This is a genomic window from Arthrobacter sp. SO5 (genome assembly GCF_020532805.1).
GTDB lineage: Bacteria > Actinomycetota > Actinomycetes > Actinomycetales > Micrococcaceae > Arthrobacter.
In genome coordinates this window covers 1-13,450 of record NZ_MQTQ01000004.1, presented here as the reverse complement: position 1 = coordinate 13,450, position 13,450 = coordinate 1, and the positions used below count along the sequence as shown (strand labels likewise).

The 13,450-nt window shown below is 67.2% G+C and carries 15 protein-coding genes; 10 read left to right on the top strand and 5 right to left on the bottom strand.

All coding sequences use genetic code 11. The annotated features are described in order from the left end of the window. Positions 1 to 20: 20 nt before the first annotated feature. The 5 genes from BJG92_RS00955 to BJG92_RS00935 all read left to right on the top strand — a co-directional run bounded on the left by BJG92_RS00955 (position 21) and on the right by BJG92_RS00935 (position 5,663). Entirely contained in the window at positions 21 to 788 is a 768-nt protein-coding gene (locus BJG92_RS00955) for an ABC transporter ATP-binding protein (RefSeq protein WP_232082148.1), read from the top strand. Further along, on the top strand, positions 770 to 2,341 hold the full coding sequence (locus tag BJG92_RS00950) for a transporter (protein ID WP_232082146.1): 1,572 nt from the start codon (positions 770 to 772) through the stop codon (positions 2,339 to 2,341). The genes BJG92_RS00955 and BJG92_RS00950 overlap by 19 nt, the downstream gene beginning before the upstream one ends. 133 nt (positions 2,342 to 2,474) lie before the next feature. Then, positions 2,475 to 3,257, top strand: a complete 783-nt coding sequence (gene nagB / locus BJG92_RS00945; RefSeq protein ID WP_232082145.1) for a glucosamine-6-phosphate deaminase — start codon at positions 2,475 to 2,477, stop codon at positions 3,255 to 3,257. Between the two features lie 79 nt (positions 3,258 to 3,336). Then, a complete protein-coding gene (locus BJG92_RS00940) occupies positions 3,337 to 3,660 on the top strand; it encodes a DUF3039 domain-containing protein (protein WP_232082147.1) in 324 nt (107 codons plus the stop codon). Between the two features lie 209 nt (positions 3,661 to 3,869). Beyond that, complete coding sequence (locus BJG92_RS00935; RefSeq protein ID WP_232082144.1) at positions 3,870 to 5,663, top strand: DEAD/DEAH box helicase; 1,794 nt, start codon at positions 3,870 to 3,872, stop codon at positions 5,661 to 5,663. Positions 5,664 to 5,795: 132 nt separating this feature from the next. Here the strand turns inward: BJG92_RS00935 and BJG92_RS00930 are convergent, their stop codons facing one another. The 3 genes from BJG92_RS00930 to BJG92_RS00920 all read right to left on the bottom strand — a co-directional run bounded on the left by BJG92_RS00930 (position 5,796) and on the right by BJG92_RS00920 (position 8,290). Beyond that, on the bottom strand, positions 5,796 to 6,149 hold the full coding sequence (locus BJG92_RS00930; protein WP_232082143.1) for a hypothetical protein: 354 nt from the start codon (positions 6,147 to 6,149) through the stop codon (positions 5,796 to 5,798). 123 nt (positions 6,150 to 6,272) lie between these two features. Then, the gene (locus tag BJG92_RS00925; protein WP_232082142.1) at positions 6,273 to 6,962 is read right to left on the bottom strand and encodes an isochorismatase family protein; all 690 of its coding nucleotides are present in this window, start codon (positions 6,960 to 6,962) and stop codon (positions 6,273 to 6,275) included. Next, positions 6,962 to 8,290 carry a nicotinate phosphoribosyltransferase gene (locus BJG92_RS00920; RefSeq protein ID WP_232082141.1) on the bottom strand — a complete coding sequence of 443 codons (1,329 nt, stop codon included), beginning with the start codon at positions 8,288 to 8,290 and terminating at the stop codon, positions 6,962 to 6,964. Before BJG92_RS00920 ends, BJG92_RS00925 begins: the two co-directional genes overlap by 1 nt. A gap of 95 nt (positions 8,291 to 8,385) precedes the next feature. Between BJG92_RS00920 and clpS the strand changes: the two genes are divergently transcribed. After that, positions 8,386 to 8,748 (top strand): ATP-dependent Clp protease adapter ClpS, encoded by a 363-nt coding sequence (gene clpS, locus BJG92_RS00915; RefSeq protein WP_232082140.1) that lies wholly within the window; start codon positions 8,386 to 8,388, stop codon positions 8,746 to 8,748. Continuing rightward, complete coding sequence (locus BJG92_RS00910) at positions 8,741 to 9,301, top strand: DUF2017 domain-containing protein (protein WP_232082139.1); 561 nt, start codon at positions 8,741 to 8,743, stop codon at positions 9,299 to 9,301. Before clpS ends, BJG92_RS00910 begins: the two co-directional genes overlap by 8 nt. Before the next feature lie 4 nt (positions 9,302 to 9,305). Here the strand turns inward: BJG92_RS00910 and BJG92_RS00905 are convergent, their stop codons facing one another. Next, a complete protein-coding gene (locus BJG92_RS00905; protein ID WP_232082138.1) occupies positions 9,306 to 10,073 on the bottom strand; it encodes an EAL domain-containing protein in 768 nt (255 codons plus the stop codon). A gap of 396 nt (positions 10,074 to 10,469) precedes the next feature. Here BJG92_RS00905 and BJG92_RS00900 point away from each other — a divergent pair, with 396 nt between their 5' ends. The 3 genes from BJG92_RS00900 to BJG92_RS00890 all read left to right on the top strand — a co-directional run bounded on the left by BJG92_RS00900 (position 10,470) and on the right by BJG92_RS00890 (position 12,745). Beyond that, complete coding sequence (locus BJG92_RS00900; protein WP_232082137.1) at positions 10,470 to 11,699, top strand: sensor histidine kinase; 1,230 nt, start codon at positions 10,470 to 10,472, stop codon at positions 11,697 to 11,699. Further along, a complete protein-coding gene (locus BJG92_RS00895) occupies positions 11,692 to 12,375 on the top strand; it encodes a response regulator transcription factor (protein WP_232082136.1) in 684 nt (227 codons plus the stop codon). Before BJG92_RS00900 ends, BJG92_RS00895 begins: the two co-directional genes overlap by 8 nt. Before the next feature lie 91 nt (positions 12,376 to 12,466). After that, entirely contained in the window at positions 12,467 to 12,745 is a 279-nt protein-coding gene (locus BJG92_RS00890) for a hypothetical protein (RefSeq protein ID WP_232082135.1), read from the top strand. A gap of 111 nt (positions 12,746 to 12,856) precedes the next feature. On the opposite strand, the gene BJG92_RS00885 is transcribed toward BJG92_RS00890, so the two are convergent. Further along, positions 12,857 to 13,450, bottom strand: a 594-nt coding sequence (locus BJG92_RS00885) for a transposase (protein WP_232082134.1), incomplete at its 5' end; no start/stop codon positions are given.

Sequence of the window (13,450 nt, the reverse complement as noted above, 5' to 3'; positions counted from 1 at the left end):
CGCCCGTTCCCGCCCGGCCCGTGCCAGCCCCGCCCGTTCCAGCCTTGTCCCTGCGCGGGCTGGCCAAGCGCTTCGGCGACAAAATCGCCGTCGACGGCCTCAGCCTGGACGTTCCGGCCGGCTCCTTCTACGGGATTGTCGGCCCGAACGGGGCCGGCAAAACCACCACCCTGTCGATGGCGACGGGACTGCTCCGGCCCGAGTTCGGCACGGCGCATGTGCACGGCGTGGACGTGTGGCGGCAGCCGCTGGCGGCCAAGAAGCTGATGGGGATCCTGCCCGACGGCGTCCGGCTCTTCGACCGGCTGACCGGCGAGCAGCTGGTGAGCTACGCGGGCCTGCTGCGCGGCATGGACAAGGACGTGGTGGCTTCCCGGGTCAAGGAACTGCTGGCCGCCCTGGACCTCAGCCAGGACGCCGGCACCCTCGTGGTGGACTACTCCGCCGGCATGACCAAGAAGATCGCGCTCGCCTCCGCGCTGATCCACGCGCCCCGGCTGCTGGTGCTCGACGAGCCCTTTGAATCCGTGGACCCGGTGTCCGCCGCGAACATCCGCGACATCCTGGACCGCTACGTGGCGTCCGGCGGCACCGTCATCGTCTCAAGCCACGTGATGGACCTGGTCCAGCGGATGTGCGACCACGTCGCCGTCATTGCCGCAGGCCGGCTGCTCGCGGCCGGCAGCGTGGACGAGGTCCGTGCCGGCGAGTCCCTCGAGGACCGCTTCGTCCAGCTGGTCGGAGGCCGCAACCAGACGGAAGGGCTGGAATGGTTGCGCACCTTCTAAGGCTCAAGCTCACCCTGCTGCGCAATGGCGTCCGGCGCAGCCCGTGGCAGCTCGTGGGCATCGGGATCGGCATGCTGTATGCCCTCGGCCTCGTGGCACTCGGCGTCGCGGGGCTGCTGGTCCTGCGCGGTGCCGACGCCGGGCTCGCGCAGACTGTGGTGGTGCTCGGCGGCGCCGCGGCCCTGCTGGGCTGGGCCGTCATCCCTGTGGCCGCCTCGGCCGCGGACCTGACGCTCGACCCGGCCAGGTTCGCCGCCTCGGCGGTGCCCATGCCGCAACTGCTGACCGGGCTGGCCCTCGCCGGACTGATCGGCATCCCGGGCCTCGCGACCTCCCTCGTTGCTCTCGCCACGGTGGGGACCTGGTCCCGCAGCCTTCCGGCCGCGGCGGGGGCCCTCATCGGCGCGGTCCTCGGTGTACTGAGCTGCATTGTCCTGTCCAGGGTGGTCACCACGCCCACGGCAGGGCTGGCGAGTTCCCGCCGCTTCAAGGACGCCAGCGCGGTTGTCTTCCTGGTCCCGCTGGTCCTCATGGGTCCGATCGTGGCCGGTGTCGCCGAGGGAATCGCCAGTTCGGGGGATTTCCTGACCGGACTTGCCGGAACGCTGTCGTGGACCCCGGCCGGGGCCGCGTGGTCCCTCGGCGGGGAACTCGCCGCGGGGAGCTACGGCGCCGCTGCGCTCAAGTTCCTGATCGCGCTTGCCACGCTCGCCGGGCTGACGCTGTGCTGGAAGCTCCTGCTGGAGCGGGCGCTCGTGACGCCGCCGTACGCCGGCGCGTCCAAGAAACGGGCCGGCGGACTGGGCTTCTTCGCGCTGTTCCCGGCGACCCCCGCGGGAGCGGTGGCTGCGCGGTCGCTGAGCTACTGGATCCGGGACCCGCGGTACGCCGGTTCCCTCGTCGTCGTCCCCTTGCTGCCGGTGCTGATGCTGTTCCAGGCCTCCCAGACGGGCTCCTACGGAGTACTCCTCCTGACCGGCCCGCTGACCGCGTTCCTGCTCGCCTGGTCCATCTCAGCGGACGTCTCCTATGACAGCACCGCCTTCGCGCTGCACCTCTCGACGGGAGTGAGGGGAGTCCACGACCGGCTTGGCCGTGCCGTGGCATGCCTGGCCTTCGCCCTGCCTGTGGTGCTGGCGCTCAGCGTCCTGCCGTTCCTCTTCGGCGCGGACTTGACGCTCCTGCCCGGCGTGCTCGGACTGTCGCTCGGCGTGCTCTTCAGCGGGATGGGCCTTTCTTCGGTGGTGTCGGCACGCTACACCGTCACCGTGCCGCTCCCCGGGGACAGTCCCTTCAAAAAGCCGCCGGGCAACGTCGCGCAGACCCTGGCGGTACAGTTCGGCGGCATGGGCGTGCTCCTGCTGCTCGTCCTGCCCGAAGCGGCGCTCCTGGTGGCGCAATTCATCACCGGAAATGCCGCCTTCGGCTGGATCAACCTGCTCCTTGGCCCGGTGCTGGGGCTGGCGCTGTTCGCAGCGGGGGTCCGGCTGGGCGGGAAGTGGCTGGACGCGCGCGGCCCGGAACTGCTGGCCCAGCTGGCGGTCAACCGCTGACAGGGCCCGAGGGCGCACGGTGTTGCCGGGACTGGGATAGCCTGCCAGTGGGGCATAGGAGTCCTCGGGCAACAGCAGTCCTCGGGGAACAGCAGTGAAATGAGCACAGCAATCCAACTGCAAAGGCAGGGCCATGGAAGTCGTTATCCTCTCCGGCATCACACCGCTCGCCTCGCTTGCGGCCGACGCGATCGGGGCCCTGCTCCGGCGCAAGCCGGACGCCGTCCTGGGCCTGGCCGCCGGCTCCTCCCCGCTCCCGGTGTACGAGGAGCTCGCGCTCCGGCACGGGCGCGACGGCCTGGACTTCAGCCAGGTCCGCGGATTCGCACTCGACGAGTACGTGGGGCTGCCGCCGGGCCATCCGGCGTCCTACCGTGAGGTGATCCGGCGCGAGTTCACCGAGCGGTTGAACATCAGCCCGGCCAACGTCCACGGCCCCGACGGCGCGGCGGCCGACATCCCGGCGGCCTGCCAGGCCTATGAGGACGCCATCCGCGCGGCCGGGGGAGTGGACCTGCAGCTCCTGGGGATCGGTACCGACGGCCACATCGGCTTCAACGAGCCGTGCTCCTCGCTGGCCTCCCGGACCCGGATCAAGACCCTGGTCGAGCAGACGCGCCGTGACAATGCGCGGTTCTTCGGGAGCCCGGCGGAGGTCCCGCACCATGTTCTCACCCAGGGCCTGGGCACGATTCTCGCTGCCCGGCACGTGATCCTCCTGGCCGCGGGCGCGCAGAAGGCCCGGGCAGTGCGCGACCTCGTCGAAGGCCCTGTCGCCGCCATCTGCCCGGCGTCCGTGCTGCAGCTGCATCCGCACGCCACGATCCTGGTGGACGAGGCTGCCGCGTCCTCGCTCCGGCTCGCCGATTACTACCGCCACAGCTTTGACAACAAGCCCGCGTGGCAGGGGTTGTAGGACGCGGTTCCGGCAATCCCGCCGCAACCGCGTCGAAATTCTGTCCGCCGCAGCGGCTAAGATAGGTCTCATGAACAGCATGACCGATCCCCTCGAAAACGACCCGATGCGCGAGCTCTCCGGAGCCGGGACGTCAACGGCCACGATCGAGCGCGAGGAACTGCGCCAGGAAGTGGAACCGGGTGACCGGGAACGCTTCTCGCACTATGTGCGCAAGGAAAAGATCATGGAATCGGCGCTGTCCGGCGAGCCGGTCATTGCCCTCTGCGGAAAGGTCTGGACGCCCGGACGCGATCCCCAGAAGTTCCCCGTCTGCCCGGAATGCAAAGAGGTTTATGAGGGCCTTCGCCCGGGCAGCGACGGCGGCAAGGGCTCCGGCGACAAGGGCTCCGGCGACAAATAGCGCGGCCGGGTAGCGTTCCGACGCAGCGTTCCGCGCTGCGGGCGGTCAACCGTGCCGCCGTGCACCCGAACTCGCCGCGTCCGCGACGAATATTGTCCGGTCCATGCTGACCGCGCTGGCCCACGGTTCATCCGAAAAAGATTGGTGTTTTTGTGCTTGATTGGGTATCCCCGGCAGCGGCAAGAGTACGCGGAATGGAGGGCATCTAAGTGACAGAAACACTCTTCGGCGGACCCACGCTCCCTCCCGCCTATCCTGAGCGGGCTGCGTGGGGCACCGCGCCAAAGCTGCGCGCCTGGCAGCAGGAAGCCCTCGACAGCTACTTCAGCACCCACCCCAAAGATTTCCTCGCGGTCGCCACGCCGGGCGCCGGCAAGACGACCTTCGCGCTGCGTGTGGCGTCCATGCTCATCGAAGCCGGCGTCGTCAAACGGGTCACCATCGTGGCGCCTACGGACCACCTCAAGCGGCAGTGGGCCGACGCCGCCGCCAAGGTGGGGATCGCCATCGATCCGAACTTCAAGAACGCCGACGGCCAGCACGGCCGCGGCTTCATCGGCGTCGCGGTAACCTACGCGCAGGTGGCCAGTAAACCCATGCTGCACCGGGCCAAGACCGAGGCCGCCAGGACGCTTGTCATCCTGGATGAAATCCACCACGGCGGCGAGGCCCTGTCCTGGGGTGACGGGCTCCGCGAGGCCTTTGAGCCGGCGGCCCGGCGGCTCTCGCTGACCGGTACCCCGTTCCGTTCCGACACGTCGCCAATCCCGTTCGTGGAATACGCCGAGGACCGCGACGGCATCCGCCGGTCCAAGGCCGATTACACGTACGGCTACGGCAAGGCGCTGCGTGACCACGTGGTCCGGCCGGTCATGTTCATGGCCTACTCCGGGCAGATGCGCTGGCGCACGAGCGGCGGCGAGGAAATGGCGGCCTCGCTCGGCGAAGCGGCCGTCACCAAGGACGTCACGTCGCAGGCGTGGCGCACGGCGCTGAACCCCACCGGCGAATGGATCCCCGCAGTGCTCGCCGGGGCGGACAAGCGGCTCAGCGAGGTCCGCCGCACCGTTCCGGACGCCGGCGGCCTGGTCATCGCCACCGACCACGACGACGCACGGGCCTACGCCGGCCAGCTGAAGCGGATCACCGGCGAGTCGCCCACGGTGATCCTCTCCGACGACGCGAAGGCGTCCAGCAAGATCGAGGACTTCACCGCCAGCGACAAACGCTGGATGGTGGCCGTGCGGATGGTGTCCGAAGGCGTGGACGTTCCGCGGCTCTCCGTCGGCGTCTATGCGACCTCCACGTCGACCCCCCTGTTCTTCGCCCAGGCAGTCGGCCGGTTCGTGCGTGCCCGCAAGCGCGGCGAGACGGCGTCGGTGTTCCTGCCGTCCGTTCCGCAGCTGATGGCGCTGGCGAACTCGATGGAGGCCGAGCGGGACCACGCCCTGGACCGCCCGGAGAAAGAAGACAGCGACGGCCTCTTCAACCCCGAGGACTCGCTCCTGGACGAGGCGAACCGCGAGGAGAAGGCCTCGGACAGCCTCACCAAGGGCAAGTTTGAGGCCCTGGATTCGCAGGCGTCCTTTGACCGCGTCCTTTTCGACGGCGGCGAGTTCGGCACCGGGGGCGAGGTGGGCTCGGAGGACGAGCTCGACTTCCTCGGTATTCCCGGCCTGCTCGACGCCGAACAGGTCGGCACGCTGCTGCGCCAGCGCCAGCACGAGCAGCTGAACCGCAAGAACGCCCGCGGCCCGCAGGGTGCGTCAGCTCCGTTGGTTCCGGCAGCCCCGGCCGTTCCGGACCACCGCATGCTCATGGACCTGCGCACCGAACTGGCCAAGAACGTCGCGGCCTGGTCGGCGCGGACCGGAACGCCGCACGGTGTCATCCACACCAAGCTCAGAACGGTCTGCGGCGGCCCGCCCGTGGCGCAGGCCAACGAGGCGCAGCTGCAGACCCGCCTGCGCAAGCTTCAGGACTGGTTCATCGGCCGGAAGTAGCTCCCGGACGGCAGGGGTCCGGAGGGCACAAAAAACCGAGGGCACGAAAACCGGGGCACAAAAAGGGACCGGGGTGTCCCGGTCCCTTTTTTGCGGCCCCGTTCGGGCCTGCCGCCGGCCGTGTTGGGGCGGTTACTGGCCGCCGCCGCCGCCGCAGACCGCGCTGAGGGTCTGACCTGCTGCGGTGTACTGGGCCTGCAGGTCCTGGAGCTTTGCCGTGTCCGGGTTCTGCTTGGCTGACTCGTCCAGGTATTCGATGATCGACATCAACGGCGCCTTCAGCTCCCCGGAAGCCGTCGCGTGAATGGGGCGGATCCGGTTGGCGAGCTTGATCATACCTGCCTTGTCCGCGTTGGAGGAGGGTCCGGCGCCGACGCCCTGGATCCGGGCGCAGGTTTCCTCGTTGCTGAGTGTCGGGGCCGTCGAGCAGCCGGAGGCGCCGAGCAGGGCCCCGGCAACGAGCAGGACGGTGAGGGTCTTCTTCATGATGTACTCCGGGGTTCTACGGGTCAGACGATCTGGCAACGATTTCGAGTCTACTGCGCAGGCGCGCTCTTCCGGTCACGCCTCCGGCCGGGGGACGCGCTAGCGGGACGGCGGGTTCAACGCTTAGGCGATATCGACGCCGCCGAGTTCCATTTCGGCGACGGCGTCATCGAGGTCCTCGGCGATGCCCACTGTGAGGTCACGCAGTACCGTGACGGAGTAGCCGGCCTGGACGCCGTCGAGCGCCGTCGCCTTCACGCAATGGTCGGTCGCGATCCCGACGACGACAATATCCTCCACATCGTGGCTCTGCAGCCAGTCATCCAGCCCGATCGTGTCCTCGCCCGCCGCGAAATCACTCCCGGCGGCATCCGCCTCCGCGAACGCCGCGGCGTCATCGGCACCGCCGGCGGCGCTCCCGGGAACGGGCATGGCGCCGGGCTTCCGTTCGCCGCTGGGGACGGCGTCGTCCGGGGCAAGGAGCCCTTCAAAGCCCGAGTAGGCGGCCGTGTACTGGCCCTTGCGGAAGTAGGCCTGGATGTATTCAGTGTCGAGCCCGGGGTGCAGCTCCGCGCCGCGGGAGCCCGCCACGCAGTGACTGGGCCAGCTGTCCACGAAGTCCGGTTCTGCCGAGAAGTGCCCACCCGGGTCGATGTGCCAGTCCTGGGTGGCCACGATGTGGTCGAACTGCCCATGGTGGGCATCGACGTATTCGCTGATGGCTCCGGCCAGTTCCGACCCCCCTTCGACGGGCAGCGAGCCGCCCTCGCAAAAATCGTTCTGGACGTCGACGATGATCAGGGCGCGGGACATCAGTCCTCCTCGTAGATGGTGGGGATGGCCGGATCGCCGCGCTGCAGCCGGTTGACCACGGCAGGAAGCTCCTTCATGGTGTCCGCGTGGCGCTGGCGGGCGCGCTGGACGCCGTCGGCTCCGGTCCAGCCGGGCAGGAGTTCGCCGTTCTTGATGAACTGCTGCAGCAGCTGGCGGTCGTTGCCGTCATCCTCCGGGCGGTGGCCGATGCCCACCATTTCCTGCGTCGCGGTGCCGCGTTCGTTGAGCTTGCGCAGCGCGTACTTCCGGCCGCCCTTGCTGGTCTTGTTCTTGGCGGCCTTGGCCACCGGAATGAACTGGCCGGCGTCGTCCGTGCGGCTGACCAGTTTGTAGACCATGCTGGCAGTCGGGGCGCCGGAGCCGGTCACCAGGGACGTGCCGACCCCGTAGGAGTCCACCGGTGCGGACTGCAGTGCGGCGATGGCGAACTCGTCCAGATCGGAGGTGACGATGATCCGGGTGCGGTCATTGCCGAGTTCGTCCAGGAGCCGGCGGACCCATTGCGCCTGCGCCACGAGGTCACCGGAATCCAGCCGGACCGCGCCGAGCCTGTCGCCGGCCAGTTCGACGGCGGTGCGGACCGCCGCCTCGACGTCGTAGGTGTCCACCAGCAGCGTCGTTTCGGGGCCGAAGGCGGCGATTTGCGCCTCGAAGGCCTCGCGCTCGGTGTCGTGCAGGAGCGTGAAGGAGTGCGCGGCCGTGCCGACGGTCTTGAGGCCGAAGCGCAGGCCGGCTTCCAGGTTGGAGGTGCTGTCAAAGCCGGCAATGATGGCGGCACGGGCGGCCGCGGCGGCTGACTCCTCGTGGGTGCGGCGGGAGCCCATTTCCACGCAGGGCCGGCCGCCGGCCGCCGTGATCATCCGCGAGGCCGCGGAGGCGATTGCGCTGTCATGGTTGAGGACCGAGAGAATGTACGTCTCCAGGACGCAGGCCTCGGCGAACGTGGATTCCACAATCAGGATGGGGGAGTTCGGGAAGTACGCCTCGCCCTCCGCGTAGCCCCAGATATCGCCCGAGAAGGAGAACGCGGCCAGGTACGCCAGGGTCTCCTCGTTGACCACCCGGGTCCGGCGCAGGAAGTCGATCTCGGCGCCGCCGAAGCGGAACTCCGCGATGCCTTCCAGCAGGCGGCCGGTGCCGGCGACGATGCCGTAGCGGCGGCCATCCGGCAGGCGGCGGGCGAACGCCTCGAAGACCGACTTGCGGTGGGCCGCACCGGAATGCAGGGCAGCCTGCAGCATCGTCAGCTCGTAGTGGTCGGTGTACAGGGACGTGCGGGGACTGTCCCAGCCAGCTGAGGTACTCACGAATTCACTCTAGTCCCCACCGGCTCCCTCGTCTCGCTTCGCTTCGCCGTGGGGCCCTCGCCGGCGTGGGCCCAGCATCCCCATAGAATGGACAGATGACCCTCAGCGTTGCGCTCGGACCCGACACCCGGGCCAGCACCCACACCGGAACAGCGGCGTCCACCGACGTCCTGACCGCCCCGGACATCCCCTGGAACCTCGTGATCTGGAACGATCCCGTGAACCTGATGAGCTATGTGAGCTACGTGTTCCGCAGCTATTTCGGCTATTCGGAGGCCAAGGCCAACAAGCTCATGCTGGAGGTCCACAAGAAGGGACGCTCCATCGTGGCCCACGGCAGCAAGGAGCAGGTGGAGCAGCACGCCGTCGCGATGCATGGCTACGGTCTCTGGGCCACAGTGGAGAAGGCAAGCAGCGACGGCAAAGGATCGGGCAAGGGCAAGGGAAAACGTGGCTAAGGCATTCAAGAACGGGCTCAAAGGCATCACCGGCTATCTGGAGCCGGCCGAACGGGAACTCCTGCGCAGCCTTTTCGACGACGTCATCTCCATGCTGGAGCCGGCCGAGCGCGCCAACCAGGACCCCCTCGCGGCGCTCGTCGGGCTGGACGCCGAGGCCCGCGAACCCTCCGACCGCGCCCTGCGGCGCCTGCTGCCGAACGTCATGAAGAACGACGACGAGGCCTCCCTCGAGTTCCGCCGGTACACCGAGCGCTCGCTGCGGGAGAACAAGATCGGCGCGCTGAAAGCCGCCGCGCTGGGGCTGGACAAGGACGAGCTGGTCCTTGGCCCGGCCGACGCCCGCCACTGGTCCACCGCCCTGAACGATGTCCGCCTGGTGCTTGCCGAGCGCCTCGACATCCGCGACGACGCGGACGCCGGGCACATCCACCTGATGCAGGACTGGTCGCAGGCCGAGGACGTGGAAAGCTACCTTGCCCTGGTCTACAACTTCACCACCTGGCTGCAGGAATCCCTGGTCCAGGCCATGCTGGCCTCGCTCGAGGCGTAGGCCGCTACGCGGGCGCGGTGACACCAGAGACAGGCACGGACTGTATCCGGGGGAGTTCCTCGAATGCCGGCTTGGCGAACCAGTATCCCTGAAACAGGCGGATGCCGGCGTCCTTCAGGACCAGGAACTCCTCCTCCGTCTCGATGCCCTCTGCGAGCACCGTGATGTCGAGCTCCCTGGCGATGCCGACGATGCCGGCAACAACGGCCTGGCGGGCCGGACTGGTGTCGATGCCCCGGATGAGCTTCATATCGATCTTGATCAGGTCGGGCTGGAAATCGACCAGGAGCCCCAGCCCCGCATGACCGGCACCAAAGTCGTCGAGGGCGGTGGTGAAACCATGCTTGCGGTATTCGGTGATGATGTTCGTGAGGTGGGCGGTATCGGAAACCTCCTCATTCTCCGTGAACTCGAACATGATCGAAGACGTCGGGAAGCTGTACCGGCTGGCGGCAAACAGCGTCGCTCGAAGGCACGCAGCCGGTTCGTAGACCGCGTTCGGCATGAAGTTGATGGACAGAACCAAATCCTCGCCGGCAGGAAACAGCCGGGATGCCAGCTCGATTGCCTTGACGCGGCAATCCTGGTCGAAACGGTACTTTTGCTCAGGTGCGACCTGGGACAGGACGTGATAGGCCCCCTCGCCCGAGACGCCTCTGACCAGTGCCTCGTAGCCCCATACGCGGCCGGCAACGGCGTCGTAGATAGGTTGGAAGGCCATACTGAAATCGAAGTCGAGCTTTGACGACGTCGTGCAGCCGTCGCATGCCATATGCGGTCCTTTCGCTGGGTGCGTTTACCGTGCGGTGGCGCGACGGGCGCCGCCGACATCTCGACGGAGCCCATAGCATACAGGGCGGCAGGGGGGAACCCTGGGCGGGACGCGTTGAGACTTGCCCAAAAGCTGGCTCAAAGAATGAATCATCTGGCTTTTAGGTTGAGATTGCAGCGATATGGAGAGAAGCGCGTGATTGCGGTGGATATGGTGACTGGCATGGAACAAGTTCTGGATTCTGCGCGGCGTTGGGGCGCCCCGGTGGCGGCCGTCATCTTCTGGTCACTGTGGTGTGTGGCCGAGGCAGGAAGAATGGGAGGACCCTGGCTGGAATGGCCAGGAACTTGGTCGCTGTCCTTGACGACGTGGTCGGGGACATGGGCACTTGCTCTGATGACCTTGGCGATCGCCACTGCCTCCTGGAAACCGCTGGTCTCCCTCGGCTTCACGGCGGCGCTGCTCTGTGGGCAGTTGAGCCGTGCCCTGCCGCCGATGGAATCCAATCACTGGGCCATCTACCTCGGCTCCTTCGTCGCTCTTGGCTTCATCTTGTGGACTGCCCCGCGGCGGATACTGTTCATCGCCTCGGGCGCCAACCTGGTGTTCGTGGCCCTGATGACCGTCCTCATGCTCTCCTGGCGATACGGCAACGGCGTCGGCTGGTTCATGCCCATGTACTACGGTGACAGACCGATGTTCATGATGTACGGCTGGCAGTTGTTCGCACTCCTCCTGTTAATCGCGGGAGCCTGCGCCGCCGTCGGACTTCTGCTGGCGCTGTATCAGGAACGGGGCAGTCTGTTCCGGGCCCGGGAACTGGCGCAGAGCAGCCTCAAGGAAACCGAGATCGACCTGATTGTCGAGCAGGAACGGACCCGCATCGCCCGGGATCTGCACGACGTCCTGGCCCATTCCCTCGCGGTCATCGTCGCCCAGGCCGACGGAACCCGGTACCTGAGCAAGGACCAGCCCAAGGCCGTCCTCAACGCCCTGGACACCATCGCCCGGTCAGCCCGCAGCGCCCTCGTGGATGCCCAACGCGTGATCGAGGGAGTCCGTGATGACGGCATGGTGACGCCCCAGCCGCGGCTGAGCGACATCCCGGCGCTCATCGACGGCATGCAGCGCGGCAGTTTGAAGATCCACCGCAGCGAGTCCGGGACTCCCGTGGAGCTCTCTACAGGACAGGAGATGGCGGTCTTCCGGATCGTTCAGGAGTGCCTGACCAATGCCCTCAAACATGGCGGGCGCGGCACGGATGTGCGGCTCCACTTTGACTGGAGCGGGCCGGGCCTGACCCTGCACGTGGCCTCGGCCGTCGTCCCTGCCGGCCAAGAAGACGCTGCGAATCCGGCCACACCCCGGGTCGGGCGGGGACTTCCCGGCATGCGCGAACGCGCCCATCTGGCCGGCGGCTGGCTGACTGCCGGACCGGACGGCGAACACTTCCGGGTAACGGTCTTCATCCCCTTCGGAACCCGGGAAATGAGGGCAGCGGGCGATACGGCCGGCGCCGGGGGTACGTTCGGTGAAATTCCGGGCGCGGAAGCCCAACCTGCACTGGCCGCAGTAGGCCACCCCCCGCACGCAGGGGCCGCACGGGAAGCGGGCGACCGTGGCTGATGCCGGGGCGCGCATCACCGTGGCCCTGGTGGATGACCAGCCCTTGTTCCGGGCGGGTATCCGCATGCTGATAGAGAGCCAGGAGGACTTGGAACTCTGGGGAGAGGGCGGCGACGGGGAACAGGCGGTGACCCTAGCAATCGAACGGTGTCCGGATGTCATGCTGATGGACCTGCGGATGCCGATCATGGATGGCGTCGAAGCCACCCGGCGGATCGTGCAGCATGCCGCGGCGGCCGGAACCGACAGGCCAAGGATCATTGCACTGACTACGTTCAACAGGGATCAGGCCGTGGTCCAGGCCGTCCAGGCCGGGGCGAGCGGGTATCTGCTCAAGAGCGCGGAGCCGGAATTCCTGCTGGCAGCGATCCGCACCGTCCACTCGGGTTACTCCGTCATCGCCCCAGGATCCATCCATTCCCTCTTTGAACATGCCGCCCGCAACGTTCCCGCGACCGGTCCGGACCTGTCCGTCCTCAACGTCCTGTCCGTGCGGGAGCGGGACGTATTCCTGCTCGCGGCCAAAGGCCTCAGCAACGGTGAAATGGCGGAGAGTCTCTTCGTGTCTGAAGCCACCATCAAAACTCACCTGCGCAGCGTGTTGGACAAACTAGAACTCCGTACTCGCCTCCAGCTGGTCGCGTTCGCCCACGAACGCCGTTTACTGGGCCCCTGAACGGGCAACAGACAACGCCTGGCAACTGCACCGGGCGCTGCCCCCCGGACCTTGGTCCGCACTTATCGCTGGAAGGATAATTCAAGGGCCGATGATGGACGTTCCAACTGTTGCCCTCAACCTGACTTTTCTCCTGACCATCGGCATTGGTTTCCTGATGTTCCGTGCCCACGTTCTGTTGACCACCCTGCTGACGCTGGCCGGCGACGCCCATTCGGCCGCCGTGACTCTGACAGCGCTTTGGAACTGGCTCCGAATCGCAGAAGTGGCAAACTACCGATCCAGACCTGCTCCTGATCAGGAAATTCGGCCTGCCAAGGCCTTTCCTATACCTGGGTCACGACGCCTACGGAACAAGGGCCTCGTATAGTGCATCGACCAACCTGTCGGCAGTAAGTGCACGACCAAGTGTGCGCCCGTAGGCCGATCGGCTTTGCGGGCGCCAGGGCGTCCGCAGAACCACCGATGCTCCTATAGATCGTCAAGCGGCTTTGATGAGTTCTTTTTGCGTGTGGGTAGGTTGTAGGGCGGCGTAGATTTCGCGGGCGACGTAGCGTTTGAGGCAACGAATGATTTCGGGTTTGGAGAGGCCTTGCTGGGTACGCCGGTCAGCGTAGGCGGGGGTAGGTGCGTCGTAGCGCAGTCGGACGAGCACGACGATGTAGAGGGCGTTGTTGGCGGCGCGGTCGCCGCCGCGGTTGAGTCGGTGACGGTGGGTTCGACCGCTACTGGCAGGGATAGGTGCCGCTCCGCAGAGGTGCGCGAAGGCGGCCTCGGAACGTAACCGCTCCGGGTTGTCGCCGGCGGTGACGAGCAGCTGCCCGGCGACTTCAGTGCCGACACCAGGAAGAGCAAGCATGTGTGGTGCAGCTACGGTGATGAGCTCCTTGAGCTCGCCGTCGGCGTCGGTGATTTCTTCGGTGAGGTGTTGGTGACGGCGTGCCAGTCGACGCAACGCGATCTTCGTGGCATATTCCGGGTCACCGAGATCACCAGCTGGTCGCATCCTGGCGCACGTCGTGATCAGCACGGTCGTACTCAAATGGCGCAGCTGTTCTCGTAGCTGGGCGGGTGC